Below are 19901 nucleotides of genomic sequence, written 5' to 3' on the forward strand. Positions count from 1 at the left end.
GTAAAGGATATAAGTCCTAAATCAAGCCCGATTTCCCATTTCCCGGACATGATTCTCCGGGCGGATGCTGTGGCTCCGCCCGGTGCGAGGCATCGCCTCGAAGTCGCCGCCTCGACGGCAGACCTTCGTGCGATGCCGGACCGCCCTCAGGCGGCTTCGTCGTAGTTTCCGTTGCGGGTCTGGCCGAGGCCGATGGCCTTGGCAAGGTCGGACCGGGCCTTGGCGTAGTTCGGGGCGACCATCGGATAGTCCGGCGGCAGGCCCCACTTCGCACGATACTGCTCGGGGCTCATGTCGTACTTCGCGCGCAAGTGACGCTTGAGCGACTTGAACACGCGTCCGTCTTCCAGGCAGATGATGTGGTCCGCCGTCACGGATTTCTTGACGGAGACCGCCGGCTGCTGCGGAGCGGACGGAGCCTTCGGCTCCTCCTGGCCGCTGCCGATCTGGATCAGCGAGGCGTGGACCCGGCCGATGAGCTGGGCTAGCTCCGCCGGGGGAACCGGGTTGTTGCTCACGTAGGCCGAAACGATGTCGACCGTCAGTTCCACGTAATCCGCCGAATTTTCAAATTCAGTCATAGTCTTAGCGTTTCCTTAAATGCACAGATCCCCCCGGGACGAAAAAGCCCGATCGGTCTGGCGCCCAATGCCTCGATGGGTTGATGATGGTTTGCAGCATCAACGTCCGCTCTCCCGAAGGAGTGTAATCTATAGCGACGCACCCTGCCATGGGACGGGAAGCAATTAATCATTCCTCCAGCGCAGGACAAGGCAGTCGAAACCATCTTGCGTCGCGCCGTTGCACTGAATAATAATTCATCGAACACAATTGCACGGACACATCTGCACACGGCGCGCAATGTCCTGAGCTGTACAATCATGTACTTTTCAGCTCATTCTCGGGAGCCGCGAGGGCTCATCGCGGCGACGAAACGGCTTGCCGTAACGGTGAATCGTCTTGCCCCCGCCAGCCCGCGTCCGCTCCGATCGTCCCCGGTCCAGGGCTCCGTCCCGGTCGGAGGCCCCTTGCCGGCCCCCTCCCGGCGCTGCACATGGCTGTGACGAGTGGCGGGCACGCCGGTTCGATCATGCGAAGCATGCCCGCCCCGCGCCGCGCCAGCCCGATCCGAGGATTTTGGCCATGGTAACCGACCGTATTCCCATCACAGTTCCGTCAGCGGCACCGGTGGCCGAAGCGCGGCCCCATGCCTTCACGGTCCACGGCCGCACGATTACCGACGATTACGCCTGGCTCAAGGCGGAGAACTGGCGCGCCGTCCTCAAGGACCCGGCTGCCCTGCCGGACGAGATCGGCGCCTACCTGAAAGCCGAGAACGCCTACGCGGACGCCGCCCTGGAACCCGTCGCCGCCCTGCGAAAGACCCTGGTGGCCGAGATGCGCGGGCGCATCCGCGAGGACGACAGCGGCGTGCCCGAGCCCGACGGGCCGTTCGCCTACTACACCCGGCACCGCGACGGCGGCCAGCATCCCCTGGTGTGCCGGCGGCCCCGCACCGTGGTGGTGATCCCGGGGCAAGGCGCCGAGACCGCCGCCGAGGGCGGCCCCGAGGAGGGCGAGGTCATTCTCCTCGACGGCGACCGGGAGGGGGCGGGTCTGGCCTTCTTCGAGATCGCGGCGGCTGTCCATTCCGACGACCACGCCCGCCTCGCCTGGAGCGCCGACACCAACGGCTCGGAGTTGCACACCATCCGGGTGCGCGACCTCGACACCGGCCTCGACGGCCCCGACCGCATCGACGCGACCACGGGCGAAGTGGTGTGGACCAAGGACGGCAGCGCGTTCCATTACGTCGCCCTCGACAGCAACCACCGCCCGGCCCGGGTCCTGCGCCACCGCCTCGGCACCCCGCAGGCCGAGGACGTGCTGCTCTACGAGGAGCCGGATTCGGGCTTCTTCGTCCACATCGAGGAGACCCAGTCGGGCGACCACCTCGCCATCACGGCGAGCGACCACGAGACCTCGGAGGTCCGCCTCCTCGACCGGGGCGCCCCCGATGCGGCGCCCGTGCTGGTGCAGCCGCGCACGCCCCTGCTCATCTATTCCGTCGAGAACTGGGGCCCTCACCTCTTCATTCTCACCAACGCCGACGGGGCGGTGGACTTCAAGATCGCCACCGCCCGGATCGAGGCGCCCGGCCGCGAGAACTGGACCGACGTGGTGCCGCACCGGACCGGCGTGATGATCCGCCACCAGCACATCATCGCCGAGCACATCGTGCGGTTGGAGATCGAGAACGCCCGGCCCCGCATCGTCGTGCGCGACATGGCGGGCTCCGAGCACGTGGTGGCCTTCGCCGAGGAGGCTTATTCCCTCGGGCTGCAGCCCGGTCACGAGTTCGAGACGGCGGTGATCCGCTTCACCTACTCGTCGATGACCACGCCGGCCGAGACCTACGACTACGATTGCGTCACCCGCTCGCGGCAGCTGCGCAAGCGCCAGACGATCCCGAGCGGCCACAAGCCCGAGGACTACGTCACCCGCCGGCTGTTCGCCACGGCGCCGGACGGCGAGACCGTGCCTGTCTCGCTCCTGCACCGGCGCGACCTCGTCCTCGACGGATCGGCGCCCCTGCTGCTCTACGGCTACGGCTCCTACGGCACCCTGATGCCGGCGGCGTTCCGCACCAACCTGCTGTCCCTCGTCGATCGCGGCTTCGTCTACGCCATCGCGCACGTGCGCGGCGGCACCGAGAAGGGCTGGAACTGGTACCTCGACGGCAAGCGCGACAAGAAGCCCAACACCTTCTCGGACTTCGTCGCGTGCGGACGGGCCCTGATCGAGGCGGGCTACACCCGCTCCGGCAACATCGTCGCCCATGGCGGATCGGCCGGCGGCATGCTCATGGGGGCGGTGGCCAACCTGGCGCCGGAGCTGTTCGCCGGGATCGTCGCCGACGTGCCCTTCGTCGACGTGCTCAACACCATGCTGGACGGCGACCTGCCCCTGACCCCGCCGGAATGGCCCGAATGGGGCAACCCGGCCGACAGCCTCGCCGCCTTCGAGACCATCCTCTCCTACTCGCCCTACGACAACGTGGCGGCGAAAGCCTATCCGGCGATCCTGGCGCTCGGCGGCCTCACCGACCCGCGCGTGACCTATTGGGAGCCGGCCAAATGGGTCGCGCGCCTGCGGGCCACCATGACGGGCGGCGGCCCGGTGCTCCTGCGCATCAACATGGAGGCGGGCCACGGCGGTGCGGCCGGCCGCTTCGACCGCCTGGAGGAGGTCGGCCTGATCTACGCCTTCGCCCTGATGGCGGTGGGCCGGGCGCAGGCGTAGGGCACGCTCCGCCGTGGCGGGCGCCTGTCCCGGCGGCGTGCCACCGGTACGTCGGACAGGAGCCCCCGCGCGACAGATACAGCCGTGGAATCTCAATTCCACGGCCTCTTCGACGCTCTTTACCATGAAAACATTGGTAAACAGTCAAGCAGCTTTGTTTTTGTTGATAATCAAGCTTTCGTGCAGCGTTAATCTTGCGGGAACATGGAGAGGTCACTTATGTCCGATGCTGGAAAAGATCTTTTGGCGTAGGATTTCACATGTTGAATCCGTTGGTCCGGCGTATCTTCAGTCCCGGAAAGTTCGAGCGCGTCCTTGCGGAACGACTCACCGAACCCCTTCACGTGAACATCGCTGCGGCGTTCGTGGCGTTGTTCGGAAGCTTTCGTCGGAAGGTCGACTTCGATCTGGTGATCCGGCCGCAATACGCCTTCCCGATCCTGCGCGCCGCCGACCTCGCGCGCGAATGGGGCTATACACGCCTGACCATCCTCGAATTCGGCGTGGCGTCCGGGGCAGGGCTTCTCAACATCTGCCGGATCGCCGAGAACGTGACGAAGGCCACCGGCATCACGTTCCGCGTCGTCGGCTTCGACACCGGCACCGGAATGCCGCCGCCTATCGACTACCGCGACCTACCGGAGATCTATCAGGCCGGCGACTTCCCCATGGACGTCGAGCGCCTGCGGAACAACCTCCCGGTCAATTGCGAGCTGATCATCGGCGACATCGCCGAGACCCTGCCCCGCTTCCTCGAGACCGTGACGGTGGATGCGCCGATCGGGTTCGCGTCCATCGACGTGGATTACTATTCTTCTGCCAAGCAAGCCCTGGAAATCTTCCGCGGCTCACCCGATAAATACCTCCCCCTTCTGCCGATCTACCTCGACGACGTCGGCGACATCACGGTCAACCCCTGGGTGGGGGAGGCCCTCGCGGTCAACGAATTCAACACGGAGAACGAGCTGCGCAAAATCGCGCCCTGGACGATGCTGCGCGCACGCCGCCTCTGCAAGAACGCCAAGTGGATCGATCACATCTTCGGCGTCCACATTCACGATCACAAAATCCGCACACCAGGCGGCCGGGTCGGGCGTCGCCTGACTATCGACAACGAGTTCATCGGAGTCGCCTTCAAGGACGCGCCCGCAGGCGAAAGGCCGAAGGCGGCCTGAGCGGCCTGAGGCTCCGCCTCCCGATAGGGCTTCGGCCGCGCGCGGCGCGGCTTGGTATGGAGCATCGGCAGGTCGCCCTCGGATAATCCGAGTCGGCCGATGGGGGTTTGGCGGTCGATGCCCCCGTGAGGCCGAGGCCAGTTGTACCTGAAGTAGAAGGCCGAGCGTTCGTCTCCGCGTTGATCGGACGTGTCGTGGGCATGGGCATAGGCCGGTTTCGCGCAGGAACGTCTGGACGACGCGCTCGGTCTTGCCGTTGGTCTTCGGGGCGTCGCGCCGGTTGCGTTTAGGAGCGGTGCCGCCCCATCCCCAGGCTCTGACTTAGCGCCTGGATTTGACGCCCGCGGCCCCCGCCCATCGGGTGACGCCCGATCCCCGGAGATGAGAATGACGGCCCTGACGACCCGCCTCCACTGCGACCACCTCCACCTGCGCAGCCGCGATGCCCTCGCAGCCGGCGCATTCTACGTCGACAAGCTCGGAGCCCGCGAAGTCGGGCGCGAGGGTAGCCCGGTGAGCCGGGTGATCCTCGACCTTGGCGGCCTGACCCTGTTCATCGAGCAGGCGCCGGAGGGATTGACCCCCGCCGCGCCGGCGCCGCATCTCGGCATCGAGCACATCGGCCTCGGCGTCCCCGACATCGACGCGACCTACGCCGAGCTCCGCCGCCGGGGCGTCACCATCGTGTCCGGCATCACCGACGTGCGTCCGGGTCTGCGGGTTGTCTTCATCGAAGGGCCGGACGCCGTCCGAATCGAGTTCCTGCAGCGTTCGGACCCGGCCTGACCGGGCGGCGGAACGAAAGCTGTTTCGTGTCTACGACGTCTTCCGATCGATGGGCAGGCAGCCGCTGACCAGCAGGGCCGCGAGCTCGGCCTGACGCGCGGTTCCGGTCTTGCCCATCACCGCCTTCAACTGGGTTCGGATCGTTGCCAGTGAGACGCCGCCGCGCGCGGCGATCGCCGCCAGGGTCTGTCCCATGGCGATCCCGCGGGCGACACGGGCCTCCGCGGGCGTGAGATCGAACAGGCCGCTCAGGATATCGCCGTTCGGCGCCGCGCCATCCTTGAGCGCGGTGACGACCAGGAGAGCGCTCGCGCGGGTGAAGAGGTCGCGCGCCGAGCCCCGAATGGGGAGGAGATGACAGATGGCGGGAGCGGCGCGTTCGGTTTCCCTGATGGGGAAGGACATGCCCCGCCCCACCGGGTCGGGCTCCTGCATTCGGCGGATCGCATCCGTGTAGATCTTATCCAGTCGATCACATTTGAAGATCAGGCGATCGAACGGGCCGATCACGACCTGATCGTGCACGGTCTCCAAGAGACGGTTGGCCGCCAGAACCTTACCGTTCTCACCCAGGATGGCGGCGGGCAGCCCCAAAGTCTCGAGCATTCCGACCGTGGAGCGGGCGCGGTCCAGTTCCAGCCGGGCCGCCATGAGGGCCGACCGGCCGAGATGAGGCCGTAAGCCGTCGAGGAACGCGAGGTCCCCGACCGTGAGGGGACCCGAGGAGCGCTTCCTTTGAACGTCGAAGACACCGATGTCGCCGCTCGGCAGAAAAATCCCCATTCCCGCCGCATGCCCGAGTCCGCGAGGCTTGTAGAAACCGCGATAGTCTTCTTCCTGCTCAAGCTCTTCCTGTGTGTAGATGTCGCTTTCTCGCACCCATCCGGGATGGTTCTTGGCGAACATCCGGGCGGGGCGGCTGTTCTTCTCGGCCCACCCCTCCTTGATCCAATCCTCGAGAATCACGGCCGCGTGTTCGCAGGCGGTCCACCGCACGATGGCGGAACTGCTTTTGACGAAGAGCATGCCTCCGATGCTGTCGGTCTCGCGGCTGATCGTCTTCAGGACCGACGGCCATCGATCCGGCATCAGGGCGGCCTCGTAGATCCGGTCTACGAGGGTGGGGGCACTGTCCGGTCTCATCGGAAAACCACACCCTCCTGTCCGTTCAGAGGCCACAAGCGCGGCTCGGGCCGATCGGCGACGACGTTAAGTCACACGCCTGACGAAACGAAAGGCCTTTTCCAGGCAACGGGCGTGATTCTTCTCGGTCGTTCCGGCAGCACCCGGGTCGATCCGCCCTCACCCATACGGGTCAAGACACGGACATCTCGGGTGGTCCAGGATTTTCGGGATCGCCTTGGAGCAGCTCCGACGTCACGGGCTGCTCGGGAGAGCGGATCACCCCATTCACCGAGAGGCAAACGATGCGATCCTTTCTCCTGGCCGGCGTCCTCGTCGCGGCGGCGTCCACGTCGTCATGGGCAAATTGCCTAACGCTGGACAACAACACCTTCCACAATTCATGCTCCGCCGATCTCATCTTCAATTTCAAGACGATCGGTGGCGGGTGTCACACCAGGACACGGGGCGGCGAAACGATCGGCGCCCACGGCAAGAGGACGACATCGGCCAATCACGCATGCGGCGGTACCACGCCGAAGCAGGTCGAGTGGAATTATTGCATCTACAACGATTGGGTGTCTGGGTCCTGTCATCTGCCGAAAGATTGACGCGACGATCACGGAGGGGCGGCGGCCGCCCTCGATCACGGCACCTGCTCGGGTCCGTGATCGATTCCGGGGATCGGCGTTGAGGACGGGGACGCAAGTGTCGCCCGACATCGCGCGATGTGCGTCTTCGGTCGGCCGCCGGCGCCCCTGGCTGGGTCGCCTAGCGGTTGCCGAGGGAGGGGCCGCCGGACGCGCCGCCGGTGCCGGGCGGGCCGCTCGTCGGCGTGCCGCCAACGTTGACGCCGGGGGTGCTGCCCGGGACCGAGGCCGGGCTCGGATTGCCGACGACGTTCGGGGCGGGGCGCAGGGGGCGGTCCTTCGCCTGCATCCCCTCGTCGGGCTCCAGGGCCGGGGTCATCACGCCGGTGTTGCCGGCGCCTCCCGTGGGCGCGACGGACTGGGCCAAGGCGGGGCCGGCCGCGAGAAACGCCGTGAGGGCGGCGGTGAGGGCGATGCGGGTCATGGAAGGCCGTTCGTTCGGTGGCGGGTGGTCACGCAACAGTCGAGATCGTCGAGAGTTCACGGCGCCGACGTCCCCCCTCTAGCGCCGCATCGCGGTTGTCGGGCCGGCGCGGGGCTGGCATGGTCGCGCCATGGCCACGTCCCCACCCCCGCGCTATTCCGCCGCCGAACTCATCGAGGAGCTGCGCGAGGCGGCCGAGGAGATCGCCCCCGAGCTCAACGGCATCCGGCCCGAGGAAACCCTGGAGGGCGAGACGGCCCAGACCCTCGAGGAGATGGCCGACGCGCTCCGGCGCATCGCCGCCGGTGCGCCCCAGCCCCAGGCCCTGGCCCGGGCCGCCCTGGAGGCCAAGGCGCCCCTGAAGCCGTTCGGCAAGCCGAAGAACACCGTGGTGAAGATGCAGAAGCCCCGCCGGTAGGGGGGCCCCGCCCAGCGGGCCGCGACGCGCCGCCCAATGGGCCGCGGCGCCCCGCCCGGCGCACCGCGAAGCCCCGCTCAGCGGGCCGCGACGGCGTTGGCTTCGCCCGACAGGCCGGCGAGGCTGCGCGCCGTGACCTCGAAGGGCGCGTTGCCGAGGCCGGGGGAGCGGTAGAGGTAGGGCTGGCCCCACGGGTCGGTCAGGCCCTTGGCGTCCCGCACGTAGGGCCCGCGCCAGGCGACGCTGCCGGCGGGTGGCGCCACGAGGGCGGACAGGCCTTCGTTCGTCGTCGGATAGGTGCCGAGGTCGAGGAAGTAGAGTTCCAGGGCCTGGCCGATGTTCTTGATCTGGATCCGCGCGGTTTCACCCTTGGCGCGGCCGAGGTAGCCCAGCACCTGTGGGGTCACCATCGTGGCGATCATTCCGATGATCGCCAGGACGACCAGGAGCTCGACGAGGGAGAAGCCGGCTTCCCCGGGGTTGGGCTCCCCGTCGTCACGGATCGATTGCATCTGTACTTCCATCGTCCCAGCACCCCTTGAAGCTATAGGCTCAATCTGCCGGAACTTCATGAAGACTCTGCTGATCGACACGGATACCGATTGCTTAAGTTTTCCCGTTATCGTCCCCGATGAGAAATGGGCGGCGGACGAGTCGTCTCCGGCGGGCCGGGAGGACTTCCAGTGCGGATGCGGACGGATCAGGGGCGCCCCGTGGCGATCCGTGCCCTCGTGGGGGCCTGCACCGGAGCGGTCTGCCTCACGGTCTGCGGGCCGGCCCTGGCGGACGTCCTCGTCATCCCGCTGCCGCTCAGGATTCCCCTGCCCGAGCCGCTTCCGCACGTGCGGCTCCTCACCCTCCTCGTCGGCCTCCACCTGATGGGGCTCTGCTTCGGCCTCGGCGGCGCCACCATGCTGGATTTCTGGATCCTGCGCTGGATGCGCTGGGGCGGCATGCCGGCCGAGATCGAGCGCACCTTCCACTTCATCAGCAAGGTGGTGGCGGTCGGGATCGGCCTGCTGTGGCTGTCGGGGCTCGGCTTCCTCGCCCTCTACGCCATCGAGGCCCCGGAGAAGCTCGAGAACCCCAAGCTCTGGGCCAAGGTGGTGGTGGTGAGCGTGCTGACCGTCAACGGCCTGATGATCCACGCCCTCGTGCTGCCGGGCGTCCTGCGCGACGTGCGCCGGCCGATGCTGCACGGCGTCTCCCGGGGCCGCACCGCCGTGTTCCTGGTCTCGGGGGCGGTCTCGGGGGTGTCGTGGTACACCGCCTTCGTCCTCGGCCTCATGCGGGAACTGAACGGCGGGGTCGCCTTCGGCCTCCTCATCGCGCTCTGGCTCGCCGCCGCCGTCGCCGCCTCCCTCGGCGCGGGCCTCCTGTGGAAGAAGCTGGGCCGGCCGGGCCGCCGCGCCGCCTTCCTGGAAATCCTCGAACCCGAGGCCGATCCCCTCGCCACGGTGCAGGACGCCGTTCCTCCGCAAGACTCGCGCTTCTCGCAAGCCCCATCCGTCTCGCAAGGCCCGTCCCTTTCGCAAGGCCCGTCCCTTTCGCAAGGCCCGTCCCTTTCACAAGGCGGCGCTCCCAAGCGTCGAATTCCCGAGCGGGCGGCGGCACCGCGCATTCCCCCCGGCCAGTTCGTCACCGTCGGCCGGTCCCCGGCCACGGCGGCCTGACGCCGCGTGGTCCCCTTCGACACGCCGCTGATCGTGGCCCTGCTGCCGCTGCCGATCACCGTGGCGGTGGCGGTGATCGACGGCCGCCGGCGCATCATCCCGAACCGTCTCAACTTCGCCCTGCTGGGCCTCGGCCTCGCCGTGGCGGCGGGGCGGGCGCTGGATGGCAACTCGTCGGCGGTTTCCTGGGCGGTTTCCTCGGCGGTCGTCTCGGCCCTGGCGCAGGGCCTCGCGACGGCGGGCCTCGCCTTCGCCGCCCTGTGGGCCGTGCGCGCCGCGCATGCGCGTCTCCGCGGCCGCGTCGGCCTCGGCCTCGGCGACGTGAAGTTCATCGCCGCGGGCGCTGCCTGGACCGGCCTTGCCGGCCTGCCCGCGATGATCCTCGCAGCGAGCGTCCTGGCCCTCGCCGTCCTGGCCGTCGCGGTCCTGCGCGGCCGGTCCATCGACGGGGCGACCCGGCTGCCCTTCGGCCCGTTCCTCGCCGTCGGCCTCCATGCGGCCCTGCTGATGCAGGCGTTCGAGGCCCTGCCCTGACGGGGACCGGCCGGGGCGCCGGTTGTCAACGGCCGCCCGAGCCGTCAGGCTGGTGGGCACGGTCATCCAGTCCCGGCGCCCGGAGGCGCATGACGGAGCCAGGATGAGGATTGCCGAATGATCGAGTTGTTCGACCGTGAGGGTCGCGAGACCGCGTTCTGTCGCGACGGTCAGTCGATCTATCTCTGGAACGGCACGCCGGCGGCGTTCATCGATGCGGACGAGGTGTTCGCCTATTCCGGCCGCTCCATCGGCCTGGCCAGGGATGGATGGATCTGGGACGAACACGGCGAGCGGCTGCTGTTCGAGTTCGACGCCGTGGGTGGACCGGCCAAACCCAAGCGCCGGACCAAGACGGCCGCCGGACCGCGCCGCGCGAACCCGGCGCGCGGCATCCCCGTGCGGATGCCGACGCGGCCGGCCCCCTCGGCAGCATGGTCCCGCCACGCCTTCGCCGACCTGATCTGACCCGCCCGGCTCACGCCCCGGACCGTCAAGCCAGCCAAGCCGTCACGCCGTTGCGGCGGCGGCGAAATCCGCCTCCTCGAACAGCGGCCGAATCTCGATGGTACTCGGGCCGGGCATCGGATTGGGGCAGCGCCGGACCCAGGCCACAGCCTCGTCGAGGCTGGCGACGTTCCAGATCCAGAACCCGGCGACGAGACTCTCGGTGTCGGCGAACGGCCCCTCGGTGACCGTGCGGTCGGGCCCGTCGAAGACCACCCGCCGCCCGCGCGCGGACGGGTGCAGGCCCTCGCCCGAGAGCAGGATGCCGGCCTGCATGAGCTCCACGTTGAACCGGCCCATGGCTTCGAGCAGCTCCAGGGACGGCATTGTGCCCGCCTCGCTGTCGGCCGTCGCCTTGACCAGGATCATCACGCGCATCGATCGCTCCCCGTAGACGGGCCGGTCCGTCTCCCGCGAGGTTAGGCCGCGGGTGCGAAAAGCGAAAGCCGCCTTTGGGCGGAGACGGGGCGGCCGGGCCGACGGGCGTCGGCGGGCCCGGCGAATCGCGCCCGCGGGCTCAGGCGACGTTGCGGCCGGCGGCGGGCCTGCCGACGCGGGGCGTTCCCGAAGCGGACCGGCCGGCGGTCTCCCGGGCGCGGTCGTGCACCTCCAGGCTGCGCAGGGCCGCCACCATGGCGTCGGTGCGGTCGTGGAGATCCGGCGGCGCGGCCGCGCGCGCCGCCGCGGCGGCGTTGCGGCGGGCGAGATAGAGAGCGGCCGCGAGGGCGGCGAAGCTGCCGCCGAAGGGGGCGGACACCACAGCGAGCGCTATGCTGGTGGGCGCCACGGCGGCGGCCGTGCCGAGCCCCGCCGCGATGGCTACGAACATCAAGGGGAACATCGGCGCCTCCGGCAGTCGGGAAGACTGCCCGAGGCGGCAGGTCCCGGCCACCATTCACCCGCCACGGGGTTACCGAAGGGTAAACGCGCGGCCTACCGCTTTCGGGGGGCCCCCAGGCGGGGAGGCCCGGGGGCCCTCGGACCAGCTGGACCCTCACGCCATCCGCGCGATGGCGTCGCCGAGGATCGACACCATGGTGTCGATCTGCCCTGGCTCGACGATGAGGGGCGGCGACAGGGCGACGATGTCGCCGGTGACCCGCACCAGCAGGCCGCGCGCGAAGCAATCGACGAAGACGTCGTAGGCCCTGGCCCCCGGCGCGCCGTCGCGGGGCGCGAGTTCGATGCCGGCGACGAGGCCGAGGGTGCGGACGTCGATGACGTGGCGCGCGTTGGCCAAGCCGTGCACCGCCTCCGCCCAGGTCTCGCTCAAGCTGGCGGCGCGGGTGAGGAGACCCTCGCGGGCGTAGATGTCGAGGGTGGCGATTCCGGCCGCGCACGCCGCCGGATGGCCCGAATAGGTGTAGCCGTGGAAGAGCTCGATGGCGCCCTCCGGCCCGTGCATCAGGGCGTCGTGGACGGTGCGGCTCGCGAACACCGCCCCCATGGGCAGCGCCCCGTTGGTGAGGCCCTTGGCGGTGGTGACGAGGTCCGGCACCACGCCGAAATAGTCCGTGGCGAAGGGCGTGCCGAGGCGGCCGAAGCCGGTGATGACCTCGTCGAAGATCAGCAGGATGCCGTGGCGGGTGCAGATCGCGCGCAGGCGTTCGAGGTAGCCCTGCGGCGGGACCAGCACGCCGGTGGAGCCGGCCAGGGGCTCGACGATGCAGGCCGCGATGGTCTCGGCCCCGTGCAGCGCCACGAGGCGCTCGAGGTCGTCGGCGAGCTCCGCCCCGTGCGCGGGCTGGCCCCGCGTGAAGGCGTTGCGGTCGAGGTCGTGGGTGTGGCGCAGATGGTCGACGGCCGGCAGCAGGGGGAAGACGCGGCGGTTGTTGACGAGGCCGCCCACCGAGATGCCGCCGAAGCCGACGCCGTGGTAGCCGCGCTCGCGTCCAATGAGCCGGGTGCGGGTGCCCTGGCCGATGGCGCGCTGGTAGGCGAGGGCGATCTTCAGGGCGGTGTCGACGGATTCCGACCCCGAGCCCGTGAAGAACACCCGGTCGAGACCCGCATCGGGCCCGCCCGGCGCGATGGCGGCGAGGCGTTCCGCGAAGTCGAACGCGATGGGATGGCCCATCTGGAACGAGGGCGCGAAGTCGAGGGTGGTGAGCTGGCGCTCCACGGCCGAGGCGATCTCGCGCCGTCCGTGACCGGCGTTGACGCACCACAGGCCCGCCGTCCCGTCGAGGACGCTGCGTCCGTCCGTCGCCGTGTAGTGCATGCCTTGCGCCGCCGCGAGCATGCGGGGCGCAGCCTTGAACTGCCGGTTGGCCGTGAACGGCATCCAGTAGGCGTCGAGTCCGGGGGCGTTCGCGCTGGCGGGCATGCTGGTCCTCTCGTGTCGGAGCGAGATGACCCGGGTTCGCATCCGCGAACAAGATCTTTTGCACCGCCCTCCCCCAGGACGGCGCCGTGGCACCCGTCAGAAACGGTAGCCGAGCCCGGCACCGAGGACGAGCATGTTCAGGTCGGTCTTCACCTTGACCCCGGCGATCTCGTACGCGACGGGCGGCACGAAGACGTACTTGACCATGACGTTCGCGAACCAGTTGCCGGTGAGGTGATGGTCGAATCCGGCCTGGAGCAGCGGGCTCGTCTGCGACGGCACCGTGAAGGCCGGGATCCCCGCCGCCGGACGGACGGCGACGGGCGTTGTCGCGCTGACGCCGACGCCGAGATACGGATTGAAGCGCGCGCCCGGCAGGAAATGGTACCGCACCACGCCGGAGACGGCCGCATTCCAGATCGATCCGATCGCGATGTCGCCGACGAGCGAATCCCGAATCATCGGCCTGGTCCGGATCGCCCCGGCCTGCCCCGAGACGGCGATGTGATCGGTCAGGAAATAGGACAGGTCGACATCGGGCAGGAGGGCGGCGGGCGTGTCGATCCGGCCGCCGATGGCCTCGATGCGCGAAGTCCGCTCGGTCGGCACCATGCCGATGATCCGGCCGTGCACGAGCCAGTCCCCCGCCCGCAGGCCGACCGCCGCCGGGAGGGGCTCCACCGCCGGCTCGGCGCCGTGCGCCGCCGTGCCTGCGAGGCACAGGGCGGCCGCGAGGGACAGGACGCGGGCCCGCGAGAGACCGCGCTCGACGAGACCGCCTCCGACGAGGGGAGCGATGGACGAGGTCTCGAACGTCGACATGGGCGTGCTTTCGGGGGTCCATTCCGCAGGGGGAGTCCGGCGGTCACCGGAACGGGCGGGACCCGGCCGTTCCGGGGGCGCAGTCTCGCGATGCGCGCCCAGCAAAAGTCCTATGACGGGAAACTTTCGAAACCCTGACTTGCATGACTAGATTCAGAGTTGATCTCTGAGTCGTCCGACTAGGAATTCATTAGAGTTTCGCGTGCAAACTCAGTCGAACAGAGAGAAATCCAGTTTTCGCTTTCTCCAGCGTAGCGGCCGATCAAGTTCGAGATCTTTCTTGGGGGCAAGGCGACGGGCGCCGGGTTCACCAGGTATCCGTCGGAGCAGGTCGCTCAAGAGAACCGTGCGTCATGTTGCTCGACCTTGCCACACTGCATTTCGCCAGCGCCGCAAGTCGATGCGCCTACGTGATCGTCTTCCTCGTCATGGCGCTCAGCCAACGTGGGCAGACCTATCTGTGGCAGTGGATGGGGGCCATGGGCGCGTCGATGGCCGGGTCCTTCGTCATGATGGGCGTTCCACCCGAGACCCTGCCGCCGGTTCCCGTCACGATGGTGGTGTACTGGCTCTACGGCGGAAGCCTCGTCCTCGCCTGGACGGGGTTCCGCAGCTTCTTCGGCCGGCCGGTGAACATCGGCCTCGGCGTCCTCCTCTGCGCCCTGCCGGGCCTGGTCTATCCGGCCATCCTCGCCGCCGGCCTCTCCGGCCGGCTAGCGCTGACCGGCGTCTTCACCTCCTGCCTCGTCGTGGCGCTCCTGTCGCTCCACGAAACCGTGCGCCGGACGGCCGGAATGGCACGGCTGTGGTCGCAGTACATCGAGACTCTGGCCTTCGCCTGCTACACCCTGGCCTTCCTGCTCTCCATCGCGATGCTGCTCGGCACCGACATGCCGATGGCCTCGGCGGAGAGCGCCCGCGGCTCCCTCATCCTCGATCAGATCACCGGGGTCTTCGTCTATTTCGGCTTCGTCGCCATGGCGGCGGAGCGGGCCAACCGCAATCTCCTCCGCCTCGCCGAGACCGACCCGCTCACGGGCCTCTACAATCGTCGCGGCCTGCAGCAGGCCCTGCAGCGCCGCGTCGCGTCCCTCGACGGGCGGTCGCCGGCCGGCCTCCTCATCGCCGACATCGACCACTTCAAGGCCATCAACGATCGTTACGGCCACGAGAGCGGCGACCTCGTCCTCACCGCCTTCGCGAAGCGGGTGCGAAGCACCTTGCGGGCGACCGACATCGTGACCCGCTGGGGCGGCGAGGAATTCCTGGCCGTGCTGCCCGGGGTCACCCCACAGGAACTCGCCGCCATCGCCGAGCGCCTGCGGGCGAGCATCGCCGATCAGCCGTTCCCCCTCCGCAGCGGCCCCCTCCCGGTCACGGTGAGCATCGGCACCGCCACCCTGAATCTCGGCGACGACAGCTTCGAGCGCGCCACAAAGACGGCCGACGCCGCCCTGTACGAGGCTAAGACCCAGGGCCGCAACCGGATCTGCGCCGGCTCGTCCCCGCCGGATGCCTCGTCCCAGGACGCCCTATCCCGAGACGCCATATCCCGAGACGCCACAACACCGGACACCACGCAGCACGGGGCCGCAGCCCAGGACGTGCCCCCGCCGGGCTCCCTCAGGCGGCGCGCGGATAGCGTCCTCGCCGAACCCCACCCGGCGTGAGCCTTTCCCCGCCGGGAAGGGGTTCGGAAACCGTTGCGGGCGCAGAGCGGGTCCGCGTCGGCCGGCCGGCGCTTCCCCTCGCCGAGGTCCTCGACGTGAAGCGGGTTCCGAAACGCAAGACCGCAGACCGCCCACACGACTCCGGGCGGGGCCCGCCCGTCGCGGCCGGCGCCGCATGTGGCGTCGGGAGGGCATGGGTAGCCGGCGCGGCACTTGCAGTTCCCGCTCGCCCCCACCCGCCCCTTGCCCCGGAGCGGGACGGGGTGCCCCCCGCACGGAGCACGAGACGTGAGCCTCGACAGACCGGTGCCCCGGACCATCCGGGCGACTGGTGCCCCTTCTCCCTCACCGGACGGCCGCAGCGCCGGCGCCAATGCCCTCGGCGAGGCTTCGCCGGGGGCAGGGGCGCCCCGTGGCGCAGCGGAGGCCGGCGCCTCCCGCGGGGTCATGGCGGTACGCGGCCCCGAAGCGGTGATCCGAAACGGGATCGTCCACGGCGCCGGTCGGGCGCGCGGCGGCGGGCCGATGGATCGTTTCGCGCCCATCGTTGGCGTTTCGTGGGGTTTCGACGCAGAACCGGGGGCCACGCCCACGCAACCTCTCGAGGCCGCCCGCCGCGATGAAAGCCTGACGATGCCCCCGATCGCGCCACCACCAGGTTCCCCTCCGGGGGGGACAGGCGCCCCCCTGGGGGGGGCAAGTGCCCCTCCGGGAGGTTTGAGTGCCCCTCCGGGAGGTGTGAGCGCCCCTTCGGGAGGTGTGAGCGCCCCCCTGTCCGTGGACGGTCAGTTCATCAACGTCGCGAGCCTCGCCGGGGCCGTGGCCACCGTGCGGGCGCGCGCCGCCACGGGGCACGGCTTCACGTTCTTCACCCTCAACCTCGATCACCTCGTCAAGCTGCGCGACCATGCGGGCTTCCGTGACGCCTACCGCGCCGCCACGTTCGTCAGCGCGGACGGCTGGCCCGTGGCCCTCTTGGCCGGGCGCGGCGCGTCCCGCCGGGACCCGCCCCCCGTGCGGGTGACCACCGGCGCCGACCTCGTCGTTCCCTTGTGCGCCACGGCCGCCGCCGACGGCGTGCCCGTGTACCTGTTCGGCGCCACCGCAGAGAGCCTGGTCGAGGCCGCCGCCGTCCTGCGAATGGCGAGCCCGAACCTCGACATCCGCGGCTGGCACGCCCCGCCCTTCGGCTTCGATCCCCTGTCGCCGGCGGCCGACGCGGATGCCGACCGGATCGCGGCGTCGGGCGCGCGCCTCGTCTTCGTGGCCCTCGGTGCGCCGAAGCAGGAGCTGTTCGCGGCGCGCGCCGCGATGCGCCACCCGGGGCTCGGCCTCGTCTGCGTCGGCGCGGCCCTCGATTTCCTCTCCGGCGCCCAGGTACGGGCGCCGCGCCTCGTCAGGACGGCGCGCCTCGAATGGCTGTGGCGGCTGGCGCATGCCCCGAAGGCCCTGACCGGACGCTACGCGCGCTGCGCCGCCCTGCTCTTCAGCCTCACCACCCTCGAGCCGGCCCTGCGGAGGCTCGGCCTCGGCCACGGGCCTGACGACGGCCCGGACCCGACCGGCCCACCGTGCCACAGCCTGTGCATCATCGACACGATGGACCCGCGCAGTGCGGAGACCGGCCGTGTCGCGGGCTGGATCCACCGGATCCTGTGCCACCGCCCGGCGGATGTCTCGGTGCTGTTCGTCGGCACCGACGCCGTCGGCGACTGCGCCCTCGGCGTGGTCCGGCCCCTCGAACGCGACGGGCGGCCCTTCGACTTCCTCCCCGTCGCGCGCAGCCGGGGCGACGATGCGCCCGCGGGGCCGGGCCTCACCCTGCGGGTCGGGCTCGGCACCCTGCGCCATCGCCGGGCGATCCGGCGCGCCCTCGGGCCGGGCCCCGCCACCGCCGACCTGCACCGCTTCGGCCTCGCCCCCCTGGCGCGGCTCCTCGGCCTGCCCGCCATCCAGACGATCCACGGCGGCGACCGGGGGGAGGCCTCGGACCGGTCGTCCGGCTTCGTCCGCACCCTCGGCGAGCGCCTGGCCCTACGCTGGGCCACCGCCATCGTGTGCGCGGACCCGGCCGTGGCCCGGCGCATGGCCGAGCGGTTTCCCGGGGACCTGCCGAAGGTGGAGCCCCTCGACGGCGCGGTCGAGCCGTACCTGCCCCGGGCCCACCCCTTCGCCTGCGACGACGGCGTGTTCCGCCTGTTCGCCGCCACCCCCGATGCCGGCGTGGACCCCACCCTGGTCGTCGCGACGGTCCTGGCCCTGCGCGCCCGCCTCGAAGGCCGGGTGGCGCTCCACCTCGTCGGCGCCGGCGACTCGGACTCCTGGCCGGGTTTTGCGGCCATCCGCGACATCACATGGCGTCACGACGGGGCGGACGCGGACGGCATCGCCCGGATCCTGGCCCCGTGCCATGCGGGTCTCGCCGTCGCGTTCTCGCAGGACAGGCCGGGCCTGCTCCTCGCGGGCCTCACCGGCGGGCGCCCGTTCGGGGCACTGCGCCCGGCCGGGTCGGAGGCCCTCGAAACGGTGGAGGCCCTCGTCGACGCCGGCACCGGCGGCTTCCTGGTGGAGCGCGGCGCCGACACCGGTGCCGCGGCGGACCGTCTGGCCGAGCGGTTCGTGCGGCTGTGGGACGCGATCCGCCAGGGGCGCGTCGACCCGGAGGCGCTCCACGCCCGGGCCGCGTCCCACGTGGTCGCGGGCCGGCTCGGCCGGCTGTTCGCCCGGCACCGCGCCGCCCAAGGCACCGCCCTCGCCGCGACCGCGGCCTGAGCCCGCGATGGCGCGCGCGATCGGCCGGACCGTCGGTGTTCGCCTCGACGGGCATGCGCCGCGCCGCTGGCACCTGCGCCTCCTCGACGCCCTCGCGGCCATGCCGGGGCTCGACCTCTCCGTCTCCCGCGCGCCGGGACCGGGCGGCCTGCCGGACAACGCCGCCCTGCTGTTCGCCGTCGAGGCCCGCCTTCGGCGCCTGCCCGGCGGCGGCCCGGCCGCGCCGGTTCCGCTCGCCGCCCTCGCGGCCTATCCGGATCTCGGGCCGACCGGCCTCGTCCTCGACCTCTGCGGCGACGTCGCCCCGGCACCGGGGCGCCGGATCTGGCGCCTGACCTTCGACGGGGCCTGCGGCGAGGCCGCCCTCCTCGCCGCGCTGCTGGCCGGGCGCGCGCCCGTCGCCGCCCTGAGGGAGACGGAGCGCGTCGTCGCCGCCGGGTGCCTCGGCACCGAATCCCTCACGGTGATGCGCACCGCGTTCGAGGACGGCCTCATTCGCACCGTCGACCTGATCCGCGCGGCGCTGATCGGCGAAGCGCTGGGCGAGAGCGGTTGCGCGCCCGGCGCGTCGCTCCGGATCCCCGAGCCGCCAACTCCGACCGACCTGACCGTCGCCGCCATCGGGGCCCGCGCCGGCGGTCTCCTCGCCCGCGCGGTGGCGGGGCACCTGCATCGCCTGTGCTACCGGGCGCCGCATTGGCGCGTCGCCTGGCGCCCCCTCGCCGGCCCGGACCTCGTCGACCTGCGCCAGGTGCCGGGGGGCTGGCGCGACCTGCCCGACGACGGCCTGCGCTTCTACGCCGATCCGTTCCCCCTGGTGCATCGCGGCCGCACGATCCTGTTCCTCGAAGAATACCCCCACGCCACGGGAAAGGGCGTCGTCTCGGCCGTGGCCTTCGGCCCGGACGGCCCCGAGGGCGTGCCCGTTCGGGTGCTGGAGGAGGCCCACCACCTCTCCTACCCGTTCGTGTTCGAACGCGACGGCGCCCATTGGATGATCCCCGAGAGCGGGGACAACGGCACCGTCGACCTCTACCGGGCCACCGCGTTTCCCGGCGGCTGGGTCAAGCACGCGACCCTGATCTCCGGCGTGACGGCGAGCGACGCGACCCTCCTCGAACGGAACGGGCGGTGGTGGCTGTTCGCCAGCGCGCGCGCGCACGGCCCCGGCGAGCCCCCGCGCGCGGCGCGCGGCGCCTATTCTGACGCGCTGCACCTGTGGTCGGCGCCGGATTTCCGCGGGCCGTGGACACCGCATCCGCGCAACCCCGTCCTCATCGATTTCGGGGCCGCGCGCCCGGCCGGCCGCATCGTCCTGCGCGACGGCGCCCTGATCCGCCCGGCGCAGGATTGCCGGCGCGGCTACGGCGAGGCCCTGTCGCTGGCCCGCATCGACCGCCTCGACATGGCGGGCTATGCCCAGACCGTGGAGACCACCCTGCGGGCCGGGGCGGGCTTTCCCGGCCACCGGTTCCACACCCTCAACCGCACCGACGACTTCGAATTCGTCGACGGATCGGGCGCCGCGCCGCGCCGCTGGTTCAGGCCCCGGTCGTCGTGAGTCGGGCCGGCCGCGCGCGGCCAGGCCTCCCGGGTGTACGAAACACACGATAATTTAATCCGCCGCCCCGGAACCGAATTCGTCACCGCGGGATTTGCGAGCGCTGGTCAAGCTCGGCCTCACGCCGAACCGTGCCCCGCCCCCCGACGAACTCACGA

19 protein-coding genes and 1 pseudogene are annotated in these 19901 nt (G+C 70.5%); 11 read left to right on the forward strand and 9 right to left on the reverse strand.

The features are described from left to right. Positions 1–146: 146 nt before the first annotated feature. On the reverse strand, positions 147–581 hold the full coding sequence (locus ASF52_RS08285; RefSeq protein WP_056170448.1) for a MucR family transcriptional regulator: 435 nt from the start codon (positions 579–581) through the stop codon (positions 147–149). A gap of 562 nt (positions 582–1143) precedes the next feature. On the opposite strand from ASF52_RS08285, the gene ASF52_RS08290 reads away from it, so the two are divergent. Together ASF52_RS08290 and ASF52_RS08295 are read left to right on the forward strand one after the other, a co-directional pair. Beyond that, complete coding sequence (locus tag ASF52_RS08290) at positions 1144–3303, forward strand: S9 family peptidase (RefSeq protein WP_056170451.1); 2160 nt, start codon at positions 1144–1146, stop codon at positions 3301–3303. 344 nt (positions 3304–3647) lie between these two features. Next, entirely contained in the window at positions 3648–4478 is an 831-nt protein-coding gene (locus ASF52_RS08295; RefSeq protein WP_200927291.1) for a hypothetical protein, read from the forward strand. A gap of 53 nt (positions 4479–4531) precedes the next feature. On the opposite strand, the pseudogene ASF52_RS23170 reads toward ASF52_RS08295, so the two are convergent. Then, positions 4532–4766 (reverse strand): annotated as a pseudogene (locus ASF52_RS23170) (integrase core domain-containing protein); the annotation flags it as partial. Between the two features lie 99 nt (positions 4767–4865). On the opposite strand from ASF52_RS23170, the gene ASF52_RS08300 reads away from it, so the two are divergent. Beyond that, the gene (locus ASF52_RS08300) at positions 4866–5264 is read left to right on the forward strand and encodes a VOC family protein (protein ID WP_056170458.1); all 399 of its coding nucleotides are present in this window, start codon (positions 4866–4868) and stop codon (positions 5262–5264) included. A gap of 30 nt (positions 5265–5294) precedes the next feature. Here ASF52_RS08300 and ASF52_RS08305 read toward each other — a convergent pair whose 3' ends face one another. Then, the gene (locus ASF52_RS08305; RefSeq protein WP_056170461.1) at positions 5295–6407 is read right to left on the reverse strand and encodes a helix-turn-helix transcriptional regulator; all 1113 of its coding nucleotides are present in this window, start codon (positions 6405–6407) and stop codon (positions 5295–5297) included. A gap of 284 nt (positions 6408–6691) precedes the next feature. On the opposite strand from ASF52_RS08305, the gene ASF52_RS08310 reads away from it, so the two are divergent. After that, positions 6692–6997 (forward strand): hypothetical protein, encoded by a 306-nt coding sequence (locus ASF52_RS08310; RefSeq protein WP_056170464.1) that lies wholly within the window; start codon positions 6692–6694, stop codon positions 6995–6997. Positions 6998–7157: 160 nt separating this feature from the next. Here ASF52_RS08310 and ASF52_RS08315 read toward each other — a convergent pair whose 3' ends face one another. Further along, on the reverse strand, positions 7158–7460 hold the full coding sequence (locus tag ASF52_RS08315) for a hypothetical protein (RefSeq protein ID WP_056170467.1): 303 nt from the start codon (positions 7458–7460) through the stop codon (positions 7158–7160). 130 nt (positions 7461–7590) lie between these two features. Here ASF52_RS08315 and ASF52_RS08320 point away from each other — a divergent pair, with 130 nt between their 5' ends. Next, positions 7591–7878, forward strand: coding sequence for a hypothetical protein (locus tag ASF52_RS08320; RefSeq protein WP_056170470.1), 288 nt, complete (start codon positions 7591–7593; stop codon positions 7876–7878). A gap of 77 nt (positions 7879–7955) precedes the next feature. Here the strand turns inward: ASF52_RS08320 and gspG are convergent, their stop codons facing one another. Then, positions 7956–8390: a type II secretion system major pseudopilin GspG gene (gene gspG, locus ASF52_RS08325; RefSeq protein ID WP_156368931.1), complete on the reverse strand. Its 435-nt coding sequence runs from the start codon at positions 8388–8390 to the stop codon at positions 7956–7958. 177 nt (positions 8391–8567) lie between these two features. Here gspG and ASF52_RS23175 point away from each other — a divergent pair, with 177 nt between their 5' ends. From ASF52_RS23175 to ASF52_RS08340, 3 genes are all read left to right on the forward strand, one after another. Then, positions 8568–9551 (forward strand): hypothetical protein, encoded by a 984-nt coding sequence (locus ASF52_RS23175; RefSeq protein WP_244473747.1) that lies wholly within the window; start codon positions 8568–8570, stop codon positions 9549–9551. A gap of 6 nt (positions 9552–9557) precedes the next feature. Beyond that, positions 9558–10085, forward strand: coding sequence for a prepilin peptidase (locus ASF52_RS08335; RefSeq protein WP_056170476.1), 528 nt, complete (start codon positions 9558–9560; stop codon positions 10083–10085). 117 nt (positions 10086–10202) lie between these two features. Continuing rightward, positions 10203–10553, forward strand: a complete 351-nt coding sequence (locus tag ASF52_RS08340; RefSeq protein WP_056170479.1) for a 4-fold beta flower protein — start codon at positions 10203–10205, stop codon at positions 10551–10553. A gap of 42 nt (positions 10554–10595) precedes the next feature. On the opposite strand, the gene ASF52_RS08345 is transcribed toward ASF52_RS08340, so the two are convergent. The 4 genes from ASF52_RS08345 to ASF52_RS08360 all read right to left on the reverse strand — a co-directional run bounded on the left by ASF52_RS08345 (position 10596) and on the right by ASF52_RS08360 (position 13740). Then, positions 10596–10970 carry a YciI family protein gene (locus ASF52_RS08345; RefSeq protein ID WP_056170483.1) on the reverse strand — a complete coding sequence of 125 codons (375 nt, stop codon included), beginning with the start codon at positions 10968–10970 and terminating at the stop codon, positions 10596–10598. Between the two features lie 139 nt (positions 10971–11109). Continuing rightward, on the reverse strand, positions 11110–11433 hold the full coding sequence (locus ASF52_RS08350) for a hypothetical protein (RefSeq protein WP_156630004.1): 324 nt from the start codon (positions 11431–11433) through the stop codon (positions 11110–11112). Positions 11434–11586: 153 nt separating this feature from the next. After that, the gene (locus ASF52_RS08355) at positions 11587–12918 is read right to left on the reverse strand and encodes an aspartate aminotransferase family protein (protein ID WP_056170488.1); all 1332 of its coding nucleotides are present in this window, start codon (positions 12916–12918) and stop codon (positions 11587–11589) included. Between the two features lie 96 nt (positions 12919–13014). After that, entirely contained in the window at positions 13015–13740 is a 726-nt protein-coding gene (locus ASF52_RS08360) for an OmpW/AlkL family protein (RefSeq protein ID WP_056170492.1), read from the reverse strand. A 353-nt stretch (positions 13741–14093) separates the two neighbouring features. Here ASF52_RS08360 and ASF52_RS08365 point away from each other — a divergent pair, with 353 nt between their 5' ends. From ASF52_RS08365 to ASF52_RS08375, 3 genes are all read left to right on the forward strand, one after another. Next, the gene (locus ASF52_RS08365; protein WP_056170495.1) at positions 14094–15410 is read left to right on the forward strand and encodes a GGDEF domain-containing protein; all 1317 of its coding nucleotides are present in this window, start codon (positions 14094–14096) and stop codon (positions 15408–15410) included. Positions 15411–16169: 759 nt separating this feature from the next. Then, positions 16170–18182 (forward strand): WecB/TagA/CpsF family glycosyltransferase, encoded by a 2013-nt coding sequence (locus tag ASF52_RS22940; RefSeq protein ID WP_056170498.1) that lies wholly within the window; start codon positions 16170–16172, stop codon positions 18180–18182. Positions 18183–18189: 7 nt separating this feature from the next. After that, complete coding sequence (locus tag ASF52_RS08375; RefSeq protein WP_056170501.1) at positions 18190–19743, forward strand: glucosamine inositolphosphorylceramide transferase family protein; 1554 nt, start codon at positions 18190–18192, stop codon at positions 19741–19743. Positions 19744–19901 lie beyond the last annotated feature (158 nt).

This window comes from Methylobacterium sp. Leaf112, assembly GCF_001423295.1.
Classification (GTDB): Bacteria; Pseudomonadota; Alphaproteobacteria; order Rhizobiales; family Beijerinckiaceae; genus Methylobacterium.